This is a genomic window from Chloroflexota bacterium, assembly GCA_026713825.1.
Classification (GTDB): Bacteria; Chloroflexota; Dehalococcoidia; order Lucifugimonadales; family UBA1127; genus UBA1127.
Window position 1 is genome coordinate 17,057 of sequence record JAPONS010000061.1, and the last position, 23,521, is coordinate 40,577.

17 protein-coding genes are annotated in these 23,521 nt (G+C 65.6%); 8 read left to right on the forward strand and 9 right to left on the reverse strand.

Annotated features, from left to right (window positions below; all coding sequences use genetic code 11):
* Window positions 1-16: 16 nt before the first annotated feature.
* The gene (locus tag OXC99_07515; GenBank protein MCY4624832.1) at window positions 17-787 is read right to left on the reverse strand and encodes an MFS transporter; all 771 of its coding nucleotides are present in this window, start codon (window positions 785-787) and stop codon (window positions 17-19) included.
* A gap of 806 nt (window positions 788-1,593) precedes the next feature.
* On the opposite strand from OXC99_07515, the gene OXC99_07520 reads away from it, so the two are divergent.
* The 3 genes from OXC99_07520 (at window position 1,594) to OXC99_07530 (ending at window position 9,169) form a co-directional block, all read left to right on the forward strand.
* The gene (locus OXC99_07520) at window positions 1,594-2,880 is read left to right on the forward strand and encodes an ATP-binding protein (GenBank protein MCY4624833.1); all 1,287 of its coding nucleotides are present in this window, start codon (window positions 1,594-1,596) and stop codon (window positions 2,878-2,880) included.
* A gap of 228 nt (window positions 2,881-3,108) precedes the next feature.
* Window positions 3,109-7,722 (forward strand): glutamate synthase large subunit, encoded by a 4,614-nt coding sequence (gene gltB / locus OXC99_07525; GenBank protein MCY4624834.1) that lies wholly within the window; start codon window positions 3,109-3,111, stop codon window positions 7,720-7,722.
* Window positions 7,715-9,169, forward strand: coding sequence for a glutamate synthase subunit beta (locus OXC99_07530; GenBank protein ID MCY4624835.1), 1,455 nt, complete (start codon window positions 7,715-7,717; stop codon window positions 9,167-9,169). Before gltB ends, OXC99_07530 begins: the two co-directional genes overlap by 8 nt.
* A 79-nt stretch (window positions 9,170-9,248) precedes the next feature.
* Here the strand turns inward: OXC99_07530 and OXC99_07535 are convergent, their stop codons facing one another.
* The gene (locus OXC99_07535) at window positions 9,249-9,671 is read right to left on the reverse strand and encodes a PIN domain-containing protein (GenBank protein MCY4624836.1); all 423 of its coding nucleotides are present in this window, start codon (window positions 9,669-9,671) and stop codon (window positions 9,249-9,251) included.
* Window positions 9,672-9,675: 4 nt separating this feature from the next.
* Window positions 9,676-9,954, reverse strand: coding sequence for an antitoxin family protein (locus tag OXC99_07540; GenBank protein MCY4624837.1), 279 nt, complete (start codon window positions 9,952-9,954; stop codon window positions 9,676-9,678).
* A gap of 137 nt (window positions 9,955-10,091) precedes the next feature.
* Between OXC99_07540 and OXC99_07545 the strand changes: the two genes are divergently transcribed.
* The 4 genes from OXC99_07545 to OXC99_07560 all read left to right on the forward strand — a co-directional run bounded on the left by OXC99_07545 (window position 10,092) and on the right by OXC99_07560 (window position 15,746).
* A complete protein-coding gene (locus tag OXC99_07545) occupies window positions 10,092-10,955 on the forward strand; it encodes an alpha/beta hydrolase (protein ID MCY4624838.1) in 864 nt (287 codons plus the stop codon).
* A 70-nt stretch (window positions 10,956-11,025) separates the two neighbouring features.
* On the forward strand, window positions 11,026-11,457 hold the full coding sequence (locus OXC99_07550) for a hypothetical protein (GenBank protein MCY4624839.1): 432 nt from the start codon (window positions 11,026-11,028) through the stop codon (window positions 11,455-11,457).
* Between the two features lie 350 nt (window positions 11,458-11,807).
* Complete coding sequence (locus OXC99_07555; protein MCY4624840.1) at window positions 11,808-13,589, forward strand: ABC transporter substrate-binding protein; 1,782 nt, start codon at window positions 11,808-11,810, stop codon at window positions 13,587-13,589.
* 300 nt (window positions 13,590-13,889) lie between these two features.
* The gene (locus tag OXC99_07560; protein MCY4624841.1) at window positions 13,890-15,746 is read left to right on the forward strand and encodes an ABC transporter substrate-binding protein; all 1,857 of its coding nucleotides are present in this window, start codon (window positions 13,890-13,892) and stop codon (window positions 15,744-15,746) included.
* 463 nt (window positions 15,747-16,209) lie between these two features.
* Here the strand turns inward: OXC99_07560 and OXC99_07565 are convergent, their stop codons facing one another.
* Window positions 16,210-16,590, reverse strand: a complete 381-nt coding sequence (locus OXC99_07565) for a hypothetical protein (GenBank protein ID MCY4624842.1) — start codon at window positions 16,588-16,590, stop codon at window positions 16,210-16,212.
* A gap of 71 nt (window positions 16,591-16,661) precedes the next feature.
* Complete coding sequence (locus OXC99_07570; protein ID MCY4624843.1) at window positions 16,662-17,117, reverse strand: GNAT family N-acetyltransferase; 456 nt, start codon at window positions 17,115-17,117, stop codon at window positions 16,662-16,664.
* A gap of 126 nt (window positions 17,118-17,243) precedes the next feature.
* On the opposite strand from OXC99_07570, the gene OXC99_07575 reads away from it, so the two are divergent.
* Complete coding sequence (locus tag OXC99_07575) at window positions 17,244-18,221, forward strand: LLM class flavin-dependent oxidoreductase (GenBank protein MCY4624844.1); 978 nt, start codon at window positions 17,244-17,246, stop codon at window positions 18,219-18,221.
* Between the two features lie 7 nt (window positions 18,222-18,228).
* On the opposite strand, the gene OXC99_07580 is transcribed toward OXC99_07575, so the two are convergent.
* The 4 genes from OXC99_07580 to OXC99_07595 form a co-directional block, all read right to left on the reverse strand.
* Window positions 18,229-18,939, reverse strand: coding sequence for an alanyl-tRNA editing protein (locus tag OXC99_07580; protein ID MCY4624845.1), 711 nt, complete (start codon window positions 18,937-18,939; stop codon window positions 18,229-18,231).
* 17 nt (window positions 18,940-18,956) lie between these two features.
* Window positions 18,957-20,408 (reverse strand): mannose-1-phosphate guanylyltransferase/mannose-6-phosphate isomerase, encoded by a 1,452-nt coding sequence (locus tag OXC99_07585; GenBank protein MCY4624846.1) that lies wholly within the window; start codon window positions 20,406-20,408, stop codon window positions 18,957-18,959.
* Between the two features lie 383 nt (window positions 20,409-20,791).
* On the reverse strand, window positions 20,792-21,772 hold the full coding sequence (locus OXC99_07590; protein ID MCY4624847.1) for a YCF48-related protein: 981 nt from the start codon (window positions 21,770-21,772) through the stop codon (window positions 20,792-20,794).
* A gap of 106 nt (window positions 21,773-21,878) precedes the next feature.
* Window positions 21,879-23,453 carry an asparaginase domain-containing protein gene (locus tag OXC99_07595; protein MCY4624848.1) on the reverse strand — a complete coding sequence of 525 codons (1,575 nt, stop codon included), beginning with the start codon at window positions 23,451-23,453 and terminating at the stop codon, window positions 21,879-21,881.
* Window positions 23,454-23,521 lie beyond the last annotated feature (68 nt).

The window sequence follows — 23,521 nt, forward strand, 5'->3', positions numbered from 1 at the left end:
GCGTCGCGTTCTCGACCTAGGAGCCGCGCAGCCGGGGCGGCTTGGCGAGCATGATGACGGCGCCCGTCACCGCGAAGCCGATCATCACCATGACGAAGCTCCAGTAGTACGAGCCGTGCAGGTCGTAGACGGCGGCGACGAAGACGGGGCCAATGGCGCCGGTGAAGCCGTTGAACGGGCGCATCAGGCCCGTGATGGCACCGAGGTGGTTCCTGCCGAAGTAGTTGGCGACGATCAACGGCCGCAGGATGAATGAGCCGCCCATCGTCACGCCAAAGAGAATCATAAAGGCGAACAGCATCGGCAGGCCGACGACGTAGATGAGGAGCAGGACGCTGGACGCCGTCAGGAATGATTGAACGACGATGAGTAGCCTGACGTTGAAGCGTTCGCCAAGCAAGCCCCACAGGGGTCGGACGCTGACGGAGAAGATGCCGTAAACCATTATGGCGAAGGCGCCCACGCCCGTCCTGAAGCCCACGTCCTGCAGGTACGGAATCCAGTTGACCTGGAAGCCGCGCATACCGAGGCCGCCGAGGGCGTAGGCAAGGATGATGAGCCAGAACGCCGGGCTGCGGATGGCCTCGCTGCGGGAGAGGCTGCGCTCGTCCGGGGCCCGCGCCGGCGCTGCGGGCTGCGACGGCTCCTCGACGGGGGTGAGCTCGCCGTCCGGCAACAGGCCCATGTCCTCCGGGCGCGTTCGCACCAGGAAGGACAGCGGCACAAGAACGGCGATGACGAAGATGCCCATGATGAGCCACGTGTCGCGCCAACCCACGACGCTCATGATGGTGTGCAGCGTCAACGGGGCGAAGAGCGGCCCCAAGCCGCCCGCCCATGACCGCAAAGCCCAGGGCCCTGCCCCGTTTGCGCACGAACCACTTGGGGAGGATGGCCTGCGTCAGGGCCTCGCCGATGCCGAGGCTGCCGATGGCGGCCAGCACTCCATAAAAGAAGTAGTATTCCCAGAGACTGTCCACCCACTTGAGGGTGATCAGCGAGACGCCGATGAGGATGGCGCCGCCGAACATGAGCGCCCGCGGCCCGTTCTTGGTGTCACGCCAGGGACCGACGATGGGCGAAAGGAAGCTGGCGACTGCGGTGTAGACGGTCAGGGCGCCGAAGAAGGCAGTGCGTGACCACTCGAGTTCTTCGGTCATGGGCTTGGCGAAGACGGTGAGCGCCCAGGTGCCTACGCCGGTATTGAACCCTCCCGTGATGACGGCAACGCCCACCAGGACCCAGCCGTAGTAGATCCCCTTCTTGGCTTGCTGCCCGCGCTCTCCACTCTCCGGCATAGCCCGTGCATGGTACAGCATTTGGGGATGCCGGGGACTGTACAAGAGGCCCGGCTGGGGGTGGCGGTGCGGCGTTCTCTGCCTTCCTGTGCGCCGCCGCCCATCGTCCCTTCCGCGCCGGGCCAGTGGCAATCATGCCCCGACGGCGCCCGCGCACATGTGAAATTTTGCGGTCAGAGGGGGGTGAACCTTATGATTGGACGGGGTCCAATCTTGCGATTGGACGGAGTTGAACCTTGCGATTGGACGGCATCTAATCTTGCAATTGGACGATGGTAAAGGTTACACTTGGACGATGACGCAGAACGCGCTGCATCCACGCTTCATCACGCCCCGGCTTGCCGAGGCCCTGGAGGACTCGCCCGTCGTCCTGATCCAGGGGCCCCGGCAGAGCGGGAAGACGACGCTGGCCCAAATGATGTGCGCGCCCGCCAACCTTCAGGGGTTGGACGCGGCTGCCGGGCCGGCATACGGCTACCTGAGCTTTGACGACGATGTAGTCCGCGCGGGCGCCGAGGCGGACCCCATGGCCTTTGTGGACCGTCTGCCGGACCGCGTTGTGCTGGATGAGGTACAGCGGGCGCCCGGCCTCTTCACCGCCCTGAAGCTGGAGGTCGACCGGCGGCGGACGCCCGGCCGCTTTCTCCTGACCGGCTCCACAAACGTGCTGGCCGTGCCCACCGTGCAGGAGTCCTTGGCCGGACGCTTGGAGACCATCCATCTCCATCCCCTTTCCCAGAGTGAACTCCACACCGGCGCGCCCGCCGCCCCAAGCTTCCTCGATGCTCTGTTCACGGATGGCCCCAGAGCGCGGAGGACGGCGCGGTTGGGGCCAAAGCTGGCCGACCTCATCGTTTCCGGGGGATACCCTCCTGCCCTCGCCAGGCCCCCCGGACGGCGGCGGGCCAACTGGTACCGCAACTATATCTCGGCCCAGATGCAGCGCGACGTCGCCGACGTCTCGCGCATCCGCGGCCTGGATGTCCTGCCGCGCCTCCTGGCCTTGGCGGCGACCCAGACGGCGCAGCTGTTCAACGTCAGCAGCCTGGCCGCGCCCTTTCAGCTCAGCCGGCCGACCATCGGAGACTACGTCACCCTGTTGGAGCGGGCGTATCTGTTGGAACGGCTGCCGCCCTGGTACAGCAATCGGGGCAAACGCCTGGTCAAGACCCCCAAGCTGCACGTGGGCGACACGGGAGTGGTCTGCAGCTTGTTGGGCGTCTCCGCGCAAGCGCTGCTGGACGACCGTACGCTGTTGGGGCAAGTGGCGGAGACCTTTGTTTTCCAGGAGTTGCGGCGGCAGGCCGGTTGGCACGCAGACCCCGTGGAGTTCTACCATTACCGGGACAAGGACCAGTATGAGGTGGACGTTGTCATGGAGTGCGCCGGTCGTGTTGCCGGCGTGGAGGTCAAGGCGGGCGCCACAGTGACCCAGTCCGATTTTCGCGGGTTGCGGCGGCTCAAGGAAGCCTGCGCCGAGCGCTTTGCCGCGGGAGCCGTCCTGTACGATGGTGAAGCGGTTGTCGGCTTCGGGGAAAGCTTGTTTGCCGTGCCCATGCAAACCTTGTGGGAAGGGGAATAGTCCCTGTCTCTTGCATTCGCGCCTTTTTTCACGAATAATAGGCCTTCAAGCGCCCGGCGCGCTCGCGGGGGCGTTGACCGCGCATTCCTGCGCGTGTAGAATCTCAGTTTCTACGGATAGGCACAGGTTTTTCGGGGTCTGGGACGGATGCAGCGTCGGTTTTCTTCACTGCTGGACGATTTACCCAAGAGTTAAGCATCGGTCGCGCCATTTTCTGAAAGGGGCCTCATGGTAAGGGAACAGGACATCACCAGCCGCCGGCGCCGCTACCTGCAGCAGTTGGAAGCTGCGCAGCGAGCCGCCGCCGAGCGCGGGCTGTACTCCCCTGCCCATGAGCACGACAGCTGCGGCGTTGGCATGGTCGCCAACATCCGCGGCAACCGCACGCACACCATCATCGAGCAGGGCATCGAGGTGCTGATCAACCTGGAGCACCGCGGCGCCGAGTGCTGCGACCCGGACACCGGCGACGGCTCAGGCATCCTGTTCCAGGTGCCCGACGCCTTCTTCCAGCGCCACGCCCACTCGCTGGGCATCGCGCTTCCGAAGGAGGGCGAGTACGGCGTCGGCATGGTCTTCCTGCCGCAGGACGCGCGCCAGCGGGCTGAGTGCGAGACCGTCATCCGCGAGACCGTTGAGGCCGAGGGCCAGCGCTTCCTCGGCTGGCGTGACGTGCCCGTAGACGACACGCAGATCGGCTGGTTGGCGCGGACGCGGCAACCCGTCATCCGGCAGTTCTTCGTGGGCAGCGCCGCCGGCATCCCGGACTCCGCCGCCTTCGAGCGCAAGCTGTATGTGGTGCGCCGCGTCATCGAACAGGCCTGCTTCGAACGCAAGCTCGGCGACGGCGAGAACTTCTACATCTGCAGCCTCTCCTGCAACCGCATCATCTACAAGGGGTTGATGAAGGCCTCGCAGATGGCGCAGTTCTACCAGGACATGCAGGAGCCGGAGGTGGCAAGCGCCTTCGCGATGGTCCACTCGCGCTTCAGCACCAACACGCTGGGCGCATGGCCTCTGGCGCACCCCTACCGCATGATCTGCCACAACGGCGAGATCAATACGCTGCGCGGCAACATCAACTTCATGCACGCCCGCTCGGCGTACTTCGATTCGCCGCTGTTCGGCGATGACATGGAGAAGCTCAAGCCCATCATCGGCGACAACCAGAGCGACACTGCAAGCCTCGACAACGCGCTGGAGCTGCTATGCAGCACCGGCCGCTGGCTGCCCCACGCCATGCTCATGCTCATCCCCGAGGCCTGGAGCGACCACATCCCCATGGCCCAGGAAAAGCGGGACTTCTACGAGTACCACTCCTGCCTGATGGAGCCATGGGACGGGCCTGCCATGGTCGCCTTTACCGACGGCCACAGCATCGGCGCGATTCTCGACCGGAACGGCCTGCGCCCGATGCGGTACCTCGTCACCAGCGACGACCTGCTGGTCATGGCGTCGGAGACGGGTGTGCTGGACGTGCCGCCGGACTCGGTCCGCTTCAAGTCCCGGCTGCAGCCCGGCAACATGTTCTACATCGACTTTGACCAGGGCCGCATCATCGAGGACGCGGAGATCAAGCACACGCTGGCAACCCGGCAACCCTACGGCGAGTGGCTGCACGAGAACGTCGTGGACCTCGAAAGCCTGCCAACGCCGCGCCACATCAACGGCAACGACTTCGATACGCTGGTGGAGCGGCAGCGCGCCTTCGGCTACACGACGGAGGAGCTTGGCATCCTGATGCAGCCCATGGGTGAGACGGGGCAGGAGCCCGTTGGCTCCATGGGGAACGACGCCGCGCTGGCCATCCTCTCAGACCGACCGCAGCCCCTGTTCAACTACTTCAAGCAGCTCTTTGCCCAGGTCACAACCCCGCCGCTCGACGCCATACGCGAGGAGTTGGTGACCTCCGTGGTGACGTTCATCGGCTCGGAGCAGAACCTCTTCGAGGAGACGCCGCTTCACTGCCGGCAGCTCCGCATCCAGGAACCAATTCTGACGAACGAGGAACTGGAGAAGATCCGCGCGGCCGACCAGCCGGGCGTGAAGTCCGCGACCATCTCCACCATCTTCCGCGCCGACGGCAGCGACGGCGGTCTCCATGAGGCGATCGAGCGGGTGCGCCGGCAGGCGACGCGGGACATCGAGGACGGGGCCACGGTCCTCATCCTGAGCGACCGCGGCGTCAACCGGGACTACGCGCCCATCCCGAGCCTTCTCGCCGTTTCGGCAGTGCACCACCACCTCATCCGCGAGGGCACCCGCGTCAAGGTGGGTCTCGTTCTCGAGACGGGAGAGCCGCGGGAGACGCATCACTACGCGTCGCTCATCGGCTACGGTGCTGGCGCCATAAACCCGTACCTTGCATTGGAGAGCATCGCCGGTCTGGTGGAGGAGGGCCGCATTGGGGGCCTCTCCGCGGAGAAGGCGCGGGACAACTACATCAAGGCGGTGCATAAAGGCGTCATCAAGGTGATGTCCAAGATGGGCATCTCCACCGTGCAGAGCTACCGCGGCGCGCAGGTCTTTGAGGCCATCGGCCTGAGCAAGGAGCTGGTGGACGAGTACTTCACATGGACGTCCTCCCGCATTGGCGGCCTTACGCTGGAGTCGCTGGAGGAAGAGGTCGTGCGGCGGCACCGGCGCGCCTACCCGGAGCGCCGGCCTGTCGGCTTGCTCGACCTTGACAACCCCGGCGTCTACTACTGGCGGCGCAACGGCGAAGAGCACATGTGGAACCCGGACTCCATCTCCAAGCTGCAGCACGCGTCGAGCCTGAACTCGCGCCGGATGTATGACGAGTTCGCGGTGATGTCCAACGAGGAAGAGGAGCACCGCAAGACGCTGCGCGGGCTGCTCAAGCTCAAGCCCGCCGAGGGTGGCCCCATCCCCATTGATGAGGTGGAGCCGGTACAGGAGATCCTGAAACGGTTTGCGACGGGCGGAATCTCCCTCGGCTCCATCAGCCGCGAGGCGCACGAGGCGCTGGCCATCGCCATGAACCGCATGGGCGGGCGCAGCAACACCGGCGAGGGCGGCGAGGACCCGTCACGCTACGATCTGGACCCCAACGGCGATTCCCGCAACAGCGCCATCAAGCAGGTGGCATCGGGGCGCTTCGGCGTTACGACGGAGTACCTGGTCAACGCCAAGGACCTGCAGATCAAGATCGCGCAGGGGGCCAAGCCCGGCGAGGGCGGGCAGTTGCCCGGCCACAAGGTCAGCGAGTACATCGGGTGGATTCGGCACACCACGCCCGGCGTGGAGCTGATCTCGCCGCCTCCGCACCACGACATCTACTCCATAGAGGACATTGCGCAGCTCATCCATGACCTGAAGACGGCCAACCAGGACGCGCGCATCCATGTGAAGCTCGTCGCCGAGGTGGGCGTGGGCACGGTGGCGGCGGGCGTCGCCAAGGCCAAGGCCGACGTCGTGCTTATCAGCGGCGACAGCGGCGGCACAGGCGCATCGCCCGAGTCGTCCATCAAGCACGCGGGCGTAGCGTGGGAGCTGGGGCTGGCTGAGACGCAGCAGGTGCTCGTCGCCAATGACCTGCGCAGCCGCATCGTCGTGCAGACGGACGGCCAGATCAAGACGGGCCGCGATGTCGCCATCGCCGCGATTCTGGGCGCGGACGAGTATGGCGTCGCGACGGCCGCGCTCATCGTGCTTGGCTGCATATACCTGCGGAAGTGCCACCTGAACCTCTGCTCGGTCGGCATCGCCACGCAGGACGAGGAACTGCGCAAGCGCTTCGCGGGCGACCCGCAGCACGTCGTCAACTACTTCACCTTCATGGCGGAGGACATGCGCCAGGTCATGGCGGAGATGGGCTTCCGCACCGTCAATGAAATGATAGGGCGCACCGACAGGCTGGACTGGAGCGGAGCGGAGGCGCACTGGAAGGCGAAGGGCCTGGACTTGAGCTCCATCCTGCATCGTGCGGAGACCATTCCGAGCATGGGCCCCGGCACTGGAACGTACCAGTGCGAAATGCAGGACCATAAGCTGGAGCTGTCCATCGACCACGAGTTCATCCGGCTGGCGCAGCCTGCGATTCTGCGCAAGGAGCCGGTGGAGATCGTCCTGCCCGTCAGCAACAGCGACCGCGCCGTCGGCGCCATGCTCGCGGGCGAAATCACGAAGAAATACCGCGGCGACGGGCTGCCGCAGGACACCGTCTCCATCCGCCTCACGGGCTCCGCGGGGCAGAGCTTCGGCGCATTCCTCTCGCGGGGTATCACCCTCTACCTGGAGGGCGACTCAAACGACTACCTGGGCAAGGGGCTCTGCGGCGGGCGCATCGTAGCGGTGCCGCCCGCGCAGTCGACGTTCACGCCGGAGGAGAACGTCATCGTCGGGAACGTGCTCTTGTACGGCGCGACGGGAGGCGACATCTACGTCCGCGGCGTCGCGGGCGAACGCTTCGCGGTGCGCAACAGCGGCGCCAACGCCGTCGTCGAGGGCGTCGGCGACCACGGCTGCGAGTACATGACAGGCGGGCGCGTGGTCGTGCTCGGTCCCACCGGACGAAACTTCGGCGCGGGCATGAGCGGCGGCATCGCCTATGTGCTCGACGAGCAGGGCGACTTCGCCGACCGCTGCAACATGGACATGGTCGAGCTTGGCCCTGTGCAGGAGGAGTCAGACCTCGCGACGGTGCGGCTGCTCGTCGAAAACCAGGCGCAACTGACCGGCAGCAGCCGCGCGCGCATGGTGCTCGACACATGGGACACGGTTATCGAGCGCTTCGTGCGGGTCATGCCGCTGGCATACAAGGAGGTCCTGGAGCGGGAACGGCAGCAAAGTGCGCACTCCGACGTGGTGGCGCATGGGTAAGCCAACGGGGTTTACGGAGTTCAATAGGGCGGGGCCCCCGCGCGAGCCAACCACGGAACGGGTCAAGCACTACCGCGAGATCTACCTGCCGTGGGCCGAGGAGCAGAGCCGCACCCAGGGCGCCAGGTGCATGAACTGCGCCATCCCCTTCTGCCACAACGGTTGTCCCCTCGGCAACCTGATCCCTGACTGGAACGACCTGGTGTACCGGGGCCGTTGGCGTGAGGCGCTGGAAGCGCTGCACGCCACCAACAACTTCCCGGAGTTCACTGGCCGTATCTGTCCCGCGCCGTGTGAGGCCGCCTGCACGCTCGCAATCAATGCCGACCCCGTCACCATCGAGTACATCGAGAAGGCGATCGCGGACAAGGCGTGGGAGGAAGGCTGGGTCACGCCAAAGCCGCCTGTGAGGCGCACCGGCAAGCGCGTGGCCGTCGTCGGCTCCGGTCCCGCGGGCATGGCGGCCGCGGCGCAGCTCAACCATGCCGGCCACCTGGTCACCGTCTACGAACGCAGCGAGGTCATCGGCGGGCTGCTGCGCCTGGGCATCCCGGACTTCAAGCTGGAGAAGCACGTTGTACAGCGGCGCGTTGACCAGATGGCGGAGGAGGGCGTCACCTTCGTCACCAACGCCAACGTCGGCGTGAACATTCTCGCGACAGACCTGCTGAACGAATTCGACGCCATCGTCCTGACGGGCGGCTCGACGGTCGCCCGGGACCTGCCGGTGCCCGGCCGCGAGCTCGACGGCGTCCACTTCGCGATGGACTACCTCAGCATGCAGAACCGCGCCAACGCAGGCGTGGAGTACTCCGAGGAAGAGTTCATCACCGCCAACGGCAAGCGCGTGGTCATCCTCGGCGGCGGCGACACTGGCGCGGACTGCCTCGGCACGGCGCACCGTCAGGGCGCGCTGTCGGTCCACCAGTTCGAGTTGCTGCCGGAGCCGCCGGAAGAGCGCGCCGCCAACAACCCGTGGCCCCAGTGGCCGCTTATCATGCGCTCGTCGGCCGCGCACGAGGAAGGCGGCATCCGCGATTACAGCATTCAGACCAAGTCATTCTCCGGCAGCAACGGGGTGGTCGAGCGTCTGCACGCCGTGCGGCTCGAGTGGGGCCCGCCGGACGCCTCCGGCCGCCCCGCCATGACGGAGGTCCTCGGTTCCGAGTTCGAGGTGGAGACGGAGTTGGTGCTGTTCGCGCTGGGCTTCCTCTACCCGGAGCGGGAGACCATGCTGACACAGCTTGGGGTGGAGCTGGACGGGCGCGGCAACGTCGCCACCAACCGCGACCGGATGACCAACGTCCCCGGCGTATTCGCGGCGGGCGACATGCACCGGGGACAATCGCTGGTGGTGTGGGCGTTGGCCGAGGGCCGGCAGGCGGCCCACGGCGTCGACAAGTACCTCATGGGCGCCACGGAGCTACCTGCGCCGCTGGCGCTGTAGGGGCCTGCCCGTTCGCCCTGAACCTGTTGAAGGGCCGCTAACCCGAAATCTCTGTTTATACCCGTTCAGGCATGCGGCATCATCCCTGAGCTTCCCTCAGCAGGGCGGTAAAACCCGCCTGCTCGAAGTCGCGATCATAGGCCAGCGCCTCAGTAATGCCGCGTTCCTCCATGACAAGGAAGCTCGCGCAATCCGTAAGGCTCCATCGCTGATCGCCCCGGGATGCGTACCGTTCTACAGCGCTCCCGAACTGCGCATCCGTCTGCGGGACAATCTCGACGTTGGGGTTGCTTTCAAGGTCTTCGAGCAGACCCGCAGCAGAGAGCCTTGTACGGGGACCCATTCTCGAAACATGGTTGAGCACTTCGGTCAATACCATCTGTGTTGTGACTACTTCTGCTGCGTCGTATGTTGTTGCCATAGCTGCGACCCGACTATATAGATGATCCCCGGGAAGCAGTACCGCTATCCAGTAGCCCGTATCTGCAAAGACGGCACTCACCGGCTCAGTCCTCTTCCTTGGGGTGGCCGTACAAGTAATGCTTGTGGTTCTTGGCCAGGTCGGGAGGGACATCCTTCCACTCTTCCGGAGGGATGTCCCTCTGTCGTTCTTTCGCTCGCTCCACGATACCCGCTAGCCCCTGCCTGGGCGCCGGGGTCTCCCGCAGCGCCTGCGGAGGCGCCTCTTCCACCGACACAGTCACCTCAACCCCCTCTTCCAAGTCCAGGGGTTCCAGGGGTGTGAGGACACCGTTCTCGTACCTTGCTTTCACGTGCGCAATCATCCCGGCCCCCTCTGTGGAGGTGTTGGTGGCTTGCCAGTATACCAGTGTACACGATGGGGTGATGCCTCCGAGAGTGGCATCGGCGAACTTCCCTTCGCACTCTTCACCCACCCCTTGCGCTGCGGTATGATTCCCCCATGAACACGGACACCCGGTACGCCGACGTCAACGGCATCCGCATAGCCTACGAGCGCGACGGGAACGGCTTCCCGCTCCTGCTGCTCCACGGCTATCCCGAGACCCGCCGCATGTGGCGTGTTGTGGCGGGCGCTCTCACCGAACGCTTCGACGTCGTGAACATGGACCTGCGCGGCTACGGCGAGTCCGATCGCCCCGACGATCCCGAAGGCTACGACAAGCGCAAGATGGGCGAGGATGCCCTCGCCGTGGCGCGGAGCCTTGGTTGGGAGCGCTTCCTCATTGCCGGCCATGATCGCGGCGGGCGCGCGTCGCGGCGTCTGGCGGCGGACCACCCGGAGGCCCTCGTTGGCGCATCCCTGCTGGACATCCTCCCGATGGAGTACGTATTCGACCAGGGCAGGGACGGGTACGCTCGACGCTACTGGCACTGGTATTTCTTCCTGCAGCGCGGCCTCCCCGAGCGGCTCATCAAGCAGGACCCGACTGGTTTCCTCACGCAGCTCTTCCACCGCCGAGGCGAAGTGCTGGACCCGGAGAACGTCGCCCACTACATCGAGTCCTTTGCGACGCCCGGCAGCGTCGAGGCCATCCTGTCCGACTACCGCACCGCCTTTGAGGTGGACCGGCCGCGATGGACCGAGGAGGTTGCCGCGGGCCACAGGATCAAGGTGCCGCTGCAGATCCTCTGGGGCGAACTCGGCAACATCAACGACGAGCCGGCGCTGGACTTGTGGCGAAACGTCGCCGAGGATGTTCGCGGCACGGTGGTCCCCGGTTCCGGGCACTACATACCGGAGGAGCAACCGGAGCATGTCGTCCGCCTCCTGAACGAGTTTGCTGACGAGCTTGGGCTGCCGTGATTCCGTAGTGGAAGCGAGTCTTGCCGCGCGGCGCGGGTGAAGAAATCTGTCGCGGCGGGAGGGAGGGTGTATGGACCACCCGGATTTTGATCGAGTAGAGCTGCCGGAGCTTGCCAATTACGTGGCAATGTGGCTCCTCGGCATGCGTGATTGGTGTTCCGCCTGCCACGGCCGCGGCAACGTCGCCGACGTCATGGCCCCCGCCGACTCCACGAAGACCGTCCGGTGCGACAAGTGCCTGGGCCGCCGATGGCAGGGCGCCATCGATCTGGAGCGGCTGCTGGTGGCCCTGACCCACCACCGCAGGAAGATGTCGTTGAGCGTCACGTACAGCCCGCACGGCTACGTTGTTTGGTCGGCGGAGGACACCGATGGCGGCGAATTCGTGCAGGAAAGCGACCCGCTGCACGCGGCCTATCGGCTCGGCGCAAAGGTCATCGCGAAGCTGGAGGCTGCGGGCACGCTGACGCGCGCGCACCCCTCGGACTACATCGACCACTAGGCGATACCCGTCATCACCCGGACTAGGCGCCCTCGCCGAGGAAACAACGAGTTGAGCGCCCATTCGGCCTGCATTTTGGGTCGCTTTGCGCGCATTCCCTTTGAAGACCCCTCCGAAACTCCCGAATCCGTATTGAGTTGCCGGCTACAGTAAACCCCTCCGGTTGGTTTTTCATAAAGTGACGAAAATCACACACTCGTTCACAGGATGAGGGTGAATTATTGTGATAATCGTAACAATATTGACGAGTTCTTGACAGCTGTGGTGTTGATGTGTAGGGTATCGTGAAAATGAGTTGCGCCGGGAGCGGTTCCCTATGCGCATGGGTTCACGGATTGAGGGAGGATGCCATGAATAGGCGATACCACCCCACCCTTCTGACCCTTTTCGTCTGCATGCTGGCCGCTGCGTTGGTCTTTTCCGCGTGCGGCGGCGACGATGAAGGCGCCGCAGCCCCCGACGGTGACGGTGGCGTTACGCAACCTGACACCGGCGCCGTTTCGCCCACCGCCGAGCCCGGCGCCACCACCACGGATCCCGCTCCGGTCGAAGCCACGGGTGACCCCGTGGCGAAACGACTCATCATCTCCACGGCTGCCCCGACGACGGAGTCAAGCAACCCATGGCGCTATGAAAGCCCTCGCGGCCCGTGGTTCTTCGCGGCCACGCACGAATCGCTCATCGGCGCCGACGCTGACACGGGCGAGCACGTGCCGCAGCTCGCCGAGTCATGGACTATTGAGCCGGACGGCAGGTCCGTGCGCTGGAAGCTGCGTGAGAACATCCGGTTCCACGGCGACAACGGCGTGTTCACTTCCGCCGACCTGGTGGCGATGCTTGAAAACGCCACCGCGGACGACTCCACGCACAGCCACCGGACGCAGTACCGCGCAGTCACCCCTGATGTGATCAGCGACTACGAAATTGTCTACCGCATTGAGAGGACCAACCCGGAGATTCTGAACAACACATCGTCCTGGAACGTCATCTCCGGTGAGCCGTACAGCTCCAAGGACATGGCGTCGCTCGGCGGCAATCCTGACCTGACCATGCGCCCGCCGGCGGGCACGGGCGCGTACCAGTTCGTGGAGCGCGCCCAGGGTGTCAACTTCATTGTCGAGCGAGTGCCGTACGAGCATTGGCGCTACCAACCCGATTGGGAGGAAATAGAGTTCCGTTTCAGCAATGAGGCGTCAACCCGGTTGGCCTCTCTGCTGACGGACGAGATTCACGTGACCGTGCTTCCGCTGGACCTGCAGCAGCAGGCGGAGGAAGCCGGCATGGGCGTCGCCACCGGGCAGGTGCTCACGCGGGAACGGTCAGGAATGTTCCAGGGGCCGATCCTCGACAAGAACTACGCAGACTACGAAGCGCAGGGAACTCCTTGCGGCTACGCCAACTGTGACGATGCTCTTCTGGACGTCCGCGTACGAAAAGCCCTCGCCAAGGCCGTCGATCGCGGCGCCATGAATGAGGCCTTCTTCGGCGGCAGGGGCGTCGAGGTCCACAACCCGCACTTCGTGCCCACCAGGTCCTACTGGAACCCTGAGTGGGACGCCAGATTCGATGAGGAATACGGGTACAACCCGGAGGCCGCCATGGCGTTGTTGGCCGAGGCCGGCTACGGCCCCAACAATCCCCTGCAATTGCAGGTTGACGTGACGGGTTCCAGCGGACTTCCTGAGAAGCAGGACGTCATGGAAGCGATGGCCGGGTACTTCAACGACATCGGCATCAAGACCGAGCTTGACGTCCGGGACCCCACCATCACCAGGGCCGCGTCCCGGCGTTTCGACTTCGGCAACCGGATCATCTACATGACCAGCAACATCGTCGACCTCCAGGCCTTCCGCGTCCACCACTGTTCATGTGAATCGCCGCGCAGCGGCTTCGAGTTGAAGGAGCTGGACGAAACGATTGCCTACCACCGGTCGGTAATCGAGACCGAAGAGGTGTTCCGCCGCTTGAGGGAAACCGGAGACATCACCTTCGACCTCCACATCGCAATCCCGATTGTGTGGAGGCCCGAGCAACTGCTCTACAACCCCAATGTTGTCGCTTCCTACGAATGGTCAGGGGTGCCTCTGGGGACGGTCAGCCACTTTGAGCGCTTCATAGCGGTCAGGAAGTAGATTCCCAAACACAACTGCACAGGAAAGAAGGGGGCTTCCCGCTGATGGGAGGCCCCCCTTTCCTGTGGACTCCACCTGTGCGCCGCCAACCGTTCGCAAGGAATCGGGGCGATGACGCTGCACGCCGGGAACCTATTGTTTGAAGATTGCGTTAAAAAATGAAAGTCTTGAGAAAGGAGGCACAAGTATTGACAAGCATATAGCTGTAGTGTAGCGTTTTTTGGGTTAAGGGCGGCAGACCCCTGTAGTGTGCCGTCAATACTGTCCACACGGACAAGACATTGTGAGGGGGGTATCCACATGAGGCGTTTCTATCGTGGCGGGTTCGCCACACTTGTGTTGTTGCTGAGCATGTTGCTTGTCTTTGCAGCGTGCGGCGGCGACGATGAAGATACCGGCAGTGGGGCGAGCACGCCGGCTGACCCGGTAGTTGTACCAACGGTCGCTGACACCGGCAGCATCAGTTCGTTGCCAACTGCGGTGCCGTCCGACACCTCGTCGTCCTCAGGTTCTTCGGACACGAGCGCGCCCGCGCCGGAACCCACGGCCGCGATGATGGAGGACAAGGAGCCGGTGGTGGAACGGCTGGTTCTTGCAGACGGTCCGCCCTCAGAAGAGACCAACAATCCTTGGGGCTTTGAGAGCCCGCGTGGCCCGTACTTCATGAACGCCATCTACGACTCCCTGATCGCGGTCGACCCGCTGGACGGCTCCTTCCTCCCCGGCTTGGCCGAGGAGTTCAGCGTGGAGCCTGACGGCACGTCCATCCGGTTGAAGCTGCGCCAGGGCGTCCAGTTCCACGGAGGCAACGGCGAGTTCACAGCCGCAGACGTTGTTGCGACCCACATTCAGCAAACGCGTGATGATGCCGACCACACCCACCGGTCCCAGTACCGTGCGGTCGAACCTATCGTGATAAATGACTACGAGGTAGTGCTTAAGACAGACCAGCCCAACCCGGAGTTGGTGCCAAACCTGTCAGAGCGGAACGTGATCTCCTTTGAGATCTTAAGCGGCAAGGACATGGAGGCCCTGGGTGGCCTAATCATTCCGGGCGACACACCCACCCTGGCCGACCGGCTCCCGGCCGGCACGGGCCCCTATGAGTTCGTGGAGCGCGAGCAGAGCGTCAGATTCGTGATGCAGGCAAGCGGCATCGAGCACTGGCGCTACCAGCCGCAGTTCCCGGAGATTGAGTACCGGTTCATCGGTGAGGCTTCTACGAAGTTGGCGGGCGTTGTCACCGGTGAGATCCACATGGCCCAGTTCCCGCAGGACCTCAAGGAACAGGCGGTTGGCCAGGGCATGGCCATCGCTCGCTCCCTGACCCTTGCACGGGAGCGCGCGCTCTTTGTGAACCATCACGTATTCGACAAGTCGTATTCCAACTACGAGACTCAGAACACTGCTTGTGGCTTCGTCCACTGCGACCAAGCCTTCCGTGACGTCCGGGTGCGCCGAGCAATGAGCAAGGCCATCAACAGGGACGAGATCAATGACGTATACTACGGCGGTCAGGGCACAGAAGTGCACAACCCGCACTTGGTGCCGACCGCCAGCTACTGGAACCCCGAGTGGGACCGGGACTTCGAGTCTGAGTACGGCTACGACCCGGTTGCTGCCCGCCAGCTGCTGGCTGACGCCGGCTACGGCCCGAACAACCCGCTGGAAGTGCTGATTGACGGCACGCCCAGCAGCGGTGTCGCTGAGAAGGCTGACCAGGCGGAGACGATCCTGGGCTACTTCCAGGACATCGGCATTAAGGCCGCTCTCGACCAGCGCGACGCCGCCACCACCCGGGCAATCGCAAGGTCATTTGGTGAGACCAATCGCATCACTTTCATGACCTCGAACATCTACGAGACCCAGGCCTTCCGGGTGCACCACCACTCCGGCACCACGCCGCGCGGCGGCCCGGAGTTTGAGGGGTTGGAAGAGGCAATTACTGCCCAACGGTCCACGGTGAACCCGGTGCTGGCGCTCGACGGCCTCCGCAACGTGGGTGACGTCTCGTTCCCGCTGCACATCGCTGTCCCCATGTTCTGGGCGCCTGACGACATCGTATACAACCCGACTGTCGTGGCGTCCTACGAGCGGTCTGGAGTCCCATTGGGCGTGTTCCACAGCATTCAGCAGATCATCCCGGTCTACAAGTAGACGCGTTCTCCAAGGAGAGCGTTGGGATAGCTGACAGAGGCTAAAGGAAGCCCCCGGCCCGTCTGGGCCGGGGGCTTCTCTTTCAATGCGCCGCCCTGCATCGTCATGCCGGCGAACCGCCTGCTCTGTGCCTTGATACGGGGCAGGTATCCGGCAGCGCCAAGGCAACACCCTAATGCCGCGCCGCGAGACCCCCTGCCATTTCCCTCTTGCGCTACTGCAGCATACCTCCTTACCTTACCCCCATGGGTTCTTCATGCTGCGACAACGTGAATTGTTCCTCCGTACCCACGGTGACGGAAAGCTCCGCAAATATCCGTGAATTGTTACGAAAAACAATTCATATGCAAAGACGGCAATTTTGGATAGGAATTGATTTCCATATAGAGGGTTGTTCGTCCTGAGGGACACCGAGGGGCAAGCCCTCGCCCATGTAGGTGCAGGCGTGCGCAATATGGCCGGGCTAGGACTCCTTGGCCGTGAGGGGCTTGAAGAAGCTGTGCAGGAATGAGTGCGTGTGCGCCCATGCATGGGCGCGCTTGAGGCCCGCGCTGGGGATGATTTCGCCGGCATTGGTGATCTTGACGGCCTGGTGCCGCGGCCCCGGTGACAGCGGCGCGATGGCAGGAAACTCGACCTCGCAGCCGAGGCCGTTCAGGAAGCTCTTCAGCCCGTCATAGCCCTTGGTCGACATGTTCGGCGCGACGTAGATGAAGAACTCGCTGGAGCCGTCCACCTCGTCGAAGTGCTCGCTGCCGTTGCCGCCCATGCGCTGGCGGCGCGCCTTCCTGTCGTACCCGGGGCCCCTGGCGTCGAGGGTCACGTTGCCTCCTTGCTGTGGCAATGCCTGGATTCTACCGTCGCGTCGATGGCCGTTCAACAGTCTGGATGCTGCCGTTCGTCCTTCGATTTCCCTCAGGGCGAACGGGCGGGCGGTGCGAGACGCTTCCGCATCATGATGTGCTCGATGCCGGCTTCCTCGAAGGGCTCACCCTCCTCCGCGTAGCCGTGCGTGAGGTAGAAGGCCGTCACGTAGCGCTGCGCGTGGAGGGTGACTTCGACGGCCCCCACGGCGGCGGCAGCATCCTCCAGGAAGTGCAGCACCCGCCCGCCGATGCCCTGCCGGCGGACGTCGGCGCGGACGGCCATGCGGCCTACACGGGCCTCGCCGCCGTCGAGCATCGCGAACCGCCCCGTGCCGACGGCCGCGCCTTCCGCCCACGCCAGCGCCAGGCAGGCCGTCTCGTCGAGCTCGTCGCTCTCCAGCTTCGGCGGCACGCCCTGCTCCTCCACGAACACCTGCCAGCGCAGGGCATGCAGGGCGTCGAGGTCCTCGGGGGTGGCGGCACGCCGCACGTCGACTTCCGGCACCGTTGGCCTCCATGAATTAGTACAGCCATCGTAGCGGAGGGGGCGGCTGTGGGCAACGCTTCGCGCTGGCCCGCGCACCGCCCGTCGACTATCATGGCGCCACGACAGGTGCGGAAGGGAGCAGACATGGCGGACGTGAAGATACGGCTCGGGTTCGGCATTGGCGCGTGGCCCTTCGGGGAACGCACCGCCGGACGCTTCTTCCACTTCGTCGACCGGTGCGAGGAGTGGGGCGTGGACTCGCTCTGGTTCAGCGACCGCATCGTCGGGTCGGGCGGCACGCTGGAGCCGGTGGTCACCATGGCGGCGCTGAGCGGCCGCAAGGGGATGATGAAGTTCGGCACCAACGCGCTGATCATGTCCGTCCGCCATCCCGTGCTCATGGCCAAGGAACTCGCGACCCTCGACTTCCTCTCCGAGGGCCGTCTTCTGCTCGTGGCAGGCCTCGGAGGCGAGGACCCGCTGGAGTACGAGGCGCTCGGCGCGAGCAAGCCGCAGCGCGCCCGCCGCACCGACGAGGCGCTGGAGGCGCTGCGGCTGCTGTGGTCGCAGGACAAGGCTTCCTTCGAGGGGCGCTACTACAGCTTTACGGATTTGACCGTGACGCCGAGGCCCGTGCAGCAGCCCGGCCCGCCCATCTGGATCGGCGGGCGGAGCGACGCCGCGATGCGCCGCACCGGCCGCCTCGGCGACGGCTGGCTGCCCTCCGCCATCACGCCGGGGGAGTGCGCGGTCGGCATCGCGGCCATCAACGGCTACGCCGCCGAGGCGGGCCGCGAGATCCCCGGCGACCACTTCGGCGTGTCCATTACGTGCGCCGTCGCGGAATCGCCGGAGGAGGCGCGGGAGCTGACGGCCTCGGCGCTGCCACGCCGCCGCGACGACGTGGCGCTCGAGGACTACTCGGCGATGGGCACGCCGGAGCAGATCATCGCCAAGCTGCGAGAGTATGTGGACGCGGGCATCACCAAGTTCGTGCTGCGGCCGCCGGGACCGCCGAACGTATGGATGCGGCAGGCGGATCTGCTCGCCCGCGAGGTCATCGCGCCGATGCAGACGCCGTTCAGCGAGTCCGAGGTGCGGGAGCGGATGGGCGCGCGGTAGTCGGGCGTCAGTCCTCTATCTGGATACGCAGGCGCTTGTTGATGCGGCCTTTGCTCTCATGGCCGACGATGCGGATGCGGCCGACATCACGGGTGTTGGCGAGGTGGGTGCCGCCGTCGGCCTGCAGGTCGAGGCCTTCGATCTCCACGACGCGCACTTCCTCGATGCCCGCCGGCAGCAGGTTGATCTTGGTGCGGATGAGGTCGGGGATGGACATCGCCTCGTCGCGCGGGAGGATACGTTGCGTGATGGGCCGGCCCTCGGCGACCTCTTTGTTGACGAGCTCCTCAACCTCTTCGGCGAACGTTGCCGTCATGTGCTCGAACTCGAAGTCCATGCGCGCGGCGAGGGGCTGCATGTCGCCGCCGGTGACCTGCGCGCCGTAGTCCCGCCAGATGACGCCGCACAACACGTGCAGCGCCGTGTGCGTCCGCATGAGGTTGTGCCGCCGCTCCCAGTCGATGACGCCCGTTACAGCGTCGCCGACGGCAGGTGTGCCGCCTTCGAGCTGGTGCACGACTGCGCCGTCCTTACGCTCAACCTTCGTGACCCGCCACGTGTGCCCGCCGGCCGACAGCGTTCCGACGTCGTTGGGTTGGCCGCCGCCGCCGGGGTAGAAGGCGGTGCGGTCCAGCACCACGCCGTCGTCACGCACCTCGGTGACCGTGGCCTCAAAGGTCTGGATGTAGCTGTCCTGGTGGTAGAGCGCTTCCGTCACGCGTCCCTCCGTCGCGATTAGCCGTCCACGTGGCGGCCGTACTTGTCGTCGATCCGCACGATATCGTCCTCGCCGAGGTAGTCGCCCTGCTGCACCTCGATGATGTCGAGCGGACCGCTGCCCTGGTTCTCGATGCGGTGCACGGTTCGCACGGGGATGTCGACCGAACCGCCCTCGCCGAGGGTGAACACGTCGTCGCCGCGAGTGACCGTCGCCTCTCCGCGCACGACCACCCACCGCTCGGCGCGATGGTGGTGCCACTGGAGCGACATTGCCGCGCCGGGGTGCACGGTGAGCCGCTTCACCTGGAAGCCGGGGCCGCTGTCCACAACGCTGAACGTGCCCCACGGCCGGTGCACGTGCGGGTATGACTCCGGCTCCGTACGGCCGGCTTCTCCGAGCGATTCCACCACCTGTTTGACCTCCTGTACGCGGTCTTTGTGTGCGACGAGCACGGCGTCCGCCGTCTCCACGACAACGATGTCCTCCAGTCCCACGCCCGCCAACAGGCGCCGCCGTGAGACCAGCAACGAGTTCTTGGTGTCCCGCAGGAAGACGTCCCCCTGCGTCCGGTTGCCCTGCGCGTCCCGGCTGCCCATCTCCCACACGGCCGTCCACGCGCCCACGTCCGACCATCCGACGTCCAGCGGCACCACCGCGTAGCGCGACTGCTTCGCCGCCGCCTCTCTGCCCGCGCGCTCCATGACGGCGTAGTCGATGGACTCGCTGGGGCACGATGACCATGCTTCGCTTTCGGGACGCACGAAGGGCTCGGCCCGCTGCGCGCCCGCCATGGCGCCGGCGCACGCGGCGGCGATGTCCGGGCGGCTGCGCTCCAACTCCTCGATCCATAGGGCCGCGGGCATGAGGAACATGCCGCTGTTCCAGAGATACTCGCCGGAGTCGAGGAAGGTCTGCGCAGTCTTGGCGTCCGGCTTCTCCACGAACTGTACGAGCTCGAGCGCCGCGCCCTCGACGGCCGCGCCGGTGCGAATGTAGCCGTAGCCTGTCTCGGGCGAGTTTGGCGTCACGCCGAATGTGACGAGGCTGCCTCTTGACGCAACCTCTGCCCCGGCGAGGACCGCGGCGCGGAAGGCCTCGACATCGCCGATGGCGTGATCGGCGGGCATGGCCAGCAGCAGCGTCGGGCCGTCCGGCGACGCTTGTGCCGCCTCGTGAGCCGCCAGCGCCAGCGCGGGCGCGGTGTTGCGGCCCTGCGGCTCGAGAACCACGGCCAGCGGCTCGATCCCGGCTTCGCGGAGCTGGTCAAGCACGAGGAAGCGGTGGGACTCGTTGCAGACGACGATGGGGGGCTCGCAGCCGTCGAGGCCGACGAGCCGGAGCGCGGTCTCCTGCAAGAGGGAACGCTCGCCCATGAGGGGGAGGAACTGCTTGGGCATGTCCTGGCGAGACAGGGGCCAGAGCCGGCTGCCCGAACCGCCGGCAAGGATTACCGGCTGTAGGCGCATCCGCCCCTCCTGGAGCTTTCCGCAGCGGGTGTCATTGCCGTACCAGTATACAGAATCGGCGCAGACGGCGGGGATGGAAAGGCATCAAAACAAACGGCATCCTTGTAGGTGGCCCTCAGCCATTGTTCCTGGAACAATTCATAGCTGTTCCCCATGGATTGTTCCTGAAACAATCCCTAGCTGAGGTAGGCTTGTTTGGGAAACAATGTGTAGCTGTATGGCGGGGACTCAGATACACATTGAATTGTTGCACTTTTTCATGCCTCCCGCTCTAACTCCTCTCAACCTTCCGGTACACTCCACTTTCGTTGCAAATGCCAGCGTAGCTTTCAGCGCCAAGGAGGGGCAAGGAGGATGTGGCAGGGTGACCGGCAGGGTTGCGCCTATTCCAGCGTCGTCACCGCCATGGAGCCGACGGCCACGGTCGGCAGAGCGTCGCAGATGACGCTCCACGTAGCGCCCCGGTCAGCGCTCGAGTAGATGACGCCTTGGTCCGTGCCCGCGAAGACACGGTTGGCGTCCGAGGGGTCCCACGCAAGAGCGACGACCATGTTCTCGTCGGCGCCGAGGTTTTCCAAACGTGTCCACGACTGCCCGCCGTCGGTGGAACGCACGGCCTGCGCCTCCTTGCGGCGGGCGCTGCTCGCGACGCCCGCGATGACCAGGTTGTGGTCATCGGGCGACGGCACGATGGGGATGTTGTGACGGCGCTCGAGGCCCTCGCCGATGTCCAGCCAGGTGTCGCCGCCGTCATCGCTGCGGTATGGGCCGTGGGCAGTCGCGGCGTAGACCGTTCTCGGCAGCGACGGGCTTGCGATGAGCTTGTGGACGTCCGGGTGGGCGCCCTGCAGGTGCTCCCACGTGTCACCGCCGTCGCAAGAGCGAAGGATGCCGCCGACCTCGATTCCCGCGTACAGGACGTCGGGGTCTTCAGGCGAGAGGCAGAGCGAACGGACGTGGGCGTGGCGGCCCTCCCAGTGGAAGGTCCACTCGTCGGAGCCTGGCACCTCGCGGAAGGCCGAGCACTCCTCCCAGGTCTCTCCGCCGTCGGACGTGCGGTAGACGGTCGCGGGCTCGCTGCCGACGTAGACGCGGTCCGGGTCGCCGGGGTGGACGGTGACGCTGTGGGCGTGGTCGGTCGGGTAGGCCGAGAGCTGTCGCCACGTCAGCCCGCCGTCGTCGCTGCGGTGGACGCCGGCCTCGTAGGCGACGAGGTACGCTCGCTGCGGGTCAGACGGCGCGACTGCCACCTTGGCCGCCGCGTGGTCGAGGGGCGAGACTGGCCCCTGTGTCCAAGAGCCGCCGTCGCTCGAGAGGGTGGTCACGCCGTCATGCATGCCTACAAGTAGTCGCGTTGTCGCCATTTCACTTGCTCCTTTTCCGTTGGCTGCGCCCATTATACGGAAGGGCGTCCGGCACTGCGAGCCGCCGTTTGTCCTTCGATTTCCCTCAGGACGAACGAGCGCTCGCTTAGTGCGTCTCGAAGATATCCTGGTACTCGGCCACCTTGGTGACTAGCGCGTCACGCTCTGCCGCCGTCGGGTTGCGCGGGTCGGCGGCGCGCGGCATCCGGCCGAGCTTCATCATCGCGGCGATCAGGAGCAGCCGCGCCTTGTTGGCGTCGAGGTTGCTGCCCTCGATGAAGGCGTCGTTTGGGTTGCTGGGTACGCGGCCGCCGGGGTCGGCGCGGCCGACCTTGACGACGGGCAAGCCGCTGTACGCCGCGAGGGTGAGGGCGGCGACCTGCCCCTCGGTGCCGAACCCGTACGGCGACGCGCCCTCGAGCACGAAGCCGTGCAGCTTGCACGAGGCTACGTCGGCGCTGTTGCGCTCGGCGAGGCCCTGTTCGATGCGGGCGAGGACGTCGACCTCCGTGTCCGCGGAGCCCTCCACGTCCGCCTGCATGTACGCGCCGTACTTAACGATGTGCACCTTGGGAATCACGTGGCCGAGGAGCGCGCCGTCCCCGTCCTTGATGTCGATGCCCGTCGTCGAGGCGTCCCCGGCGGCGTCGAGGAACTCCAGCCGCGAGGGCAGCGCCGTCAGCTTGACGGAGGACGAGGATGTGTGGCGGTAGTTGGGGCGGTACCAGACCGTCACCGGCGGGCCCACGCTGCCGAGGATGCCGCCGTGGCCGCCCGTCGCCTTGTAGTTGCCGGGGCGGTCGTCCGCCTTTTTGAACTCGCGGCTGGCGAAAAGCTGCTCGTCGAGCACGCCCACGGCGCCGACGCCATTCCCCTGCCCGGAGAGGATGTAGTCGACGGCGTCGACGAGGTTGCGGTCGCCGTCGTTGGCGAGCTGCCCGTGGGGCCGCTGCGACGCCGCGCCCGCGATGGGCAGGTCCGTGTCGACGAGCAGGTTGAGCCAGTAGAGCGTCTCCTCGACGGTCGGGCTGCCCTCCAGCCAGAGGCCGCCCGCATACTCGCCGGTGGCGAGGGTGGCGTTGACCATGTTCGCGGCCCGCGCGAGGCCCGCGCTGGTGGGGAACTTGCTGTACGGCGGGCCGCCACTGGCGAAGAAGTCGACGCCGGGGACCTCGCCCTTCTGCGTGTAGCCGGAGGGCGGGAGCACGCGGATAAAGTCGTAGTCCGCGCGGGTGTCGAGGGCGTTGCCCGTGCCGCCGTCGTGGCGGCCGCTGATGGTGCGGTCGATGTCGGCGAAGACGCGCGACGCGTCGGGGTAGTGGTGCTGCCGGCCGTCCTCGCCGGGGCCGCTGCCGAAGGGAGCGCCGTTCGGCGAGCCGTCGTTGCGGCGGGCCATGTACGGCAGCAGGTAGGGACCGTCCTCGGGCCGCAGCTCGACCTCGTAGTAGTCGAGGCCGTTGTCGTGGTAGAGGCGCTGGGCGTCCTCCTCGAGCGGGTGCGCGGTCCACTTCCGGATGCGCACCGTGACGGGTTCGTGCAGGAGCTGGCCGACGAGATGATCGAAGCGGCCGGAGAGCAGGGGCTCGCCGGGCAGCCGCGCCTTGTTGCTCGTCACCAGCGGCGGCGAGTTGGTGACGGTGGCGCGCGGGCCGGAGAAGACGGCAATCTTCGGCTTTGGCATGACATCCTCCGGGCGGGAATGGCGCTATGGTACTCGCGAAGCCGAGGCGCCGAAAGGCCTGTCGCCTG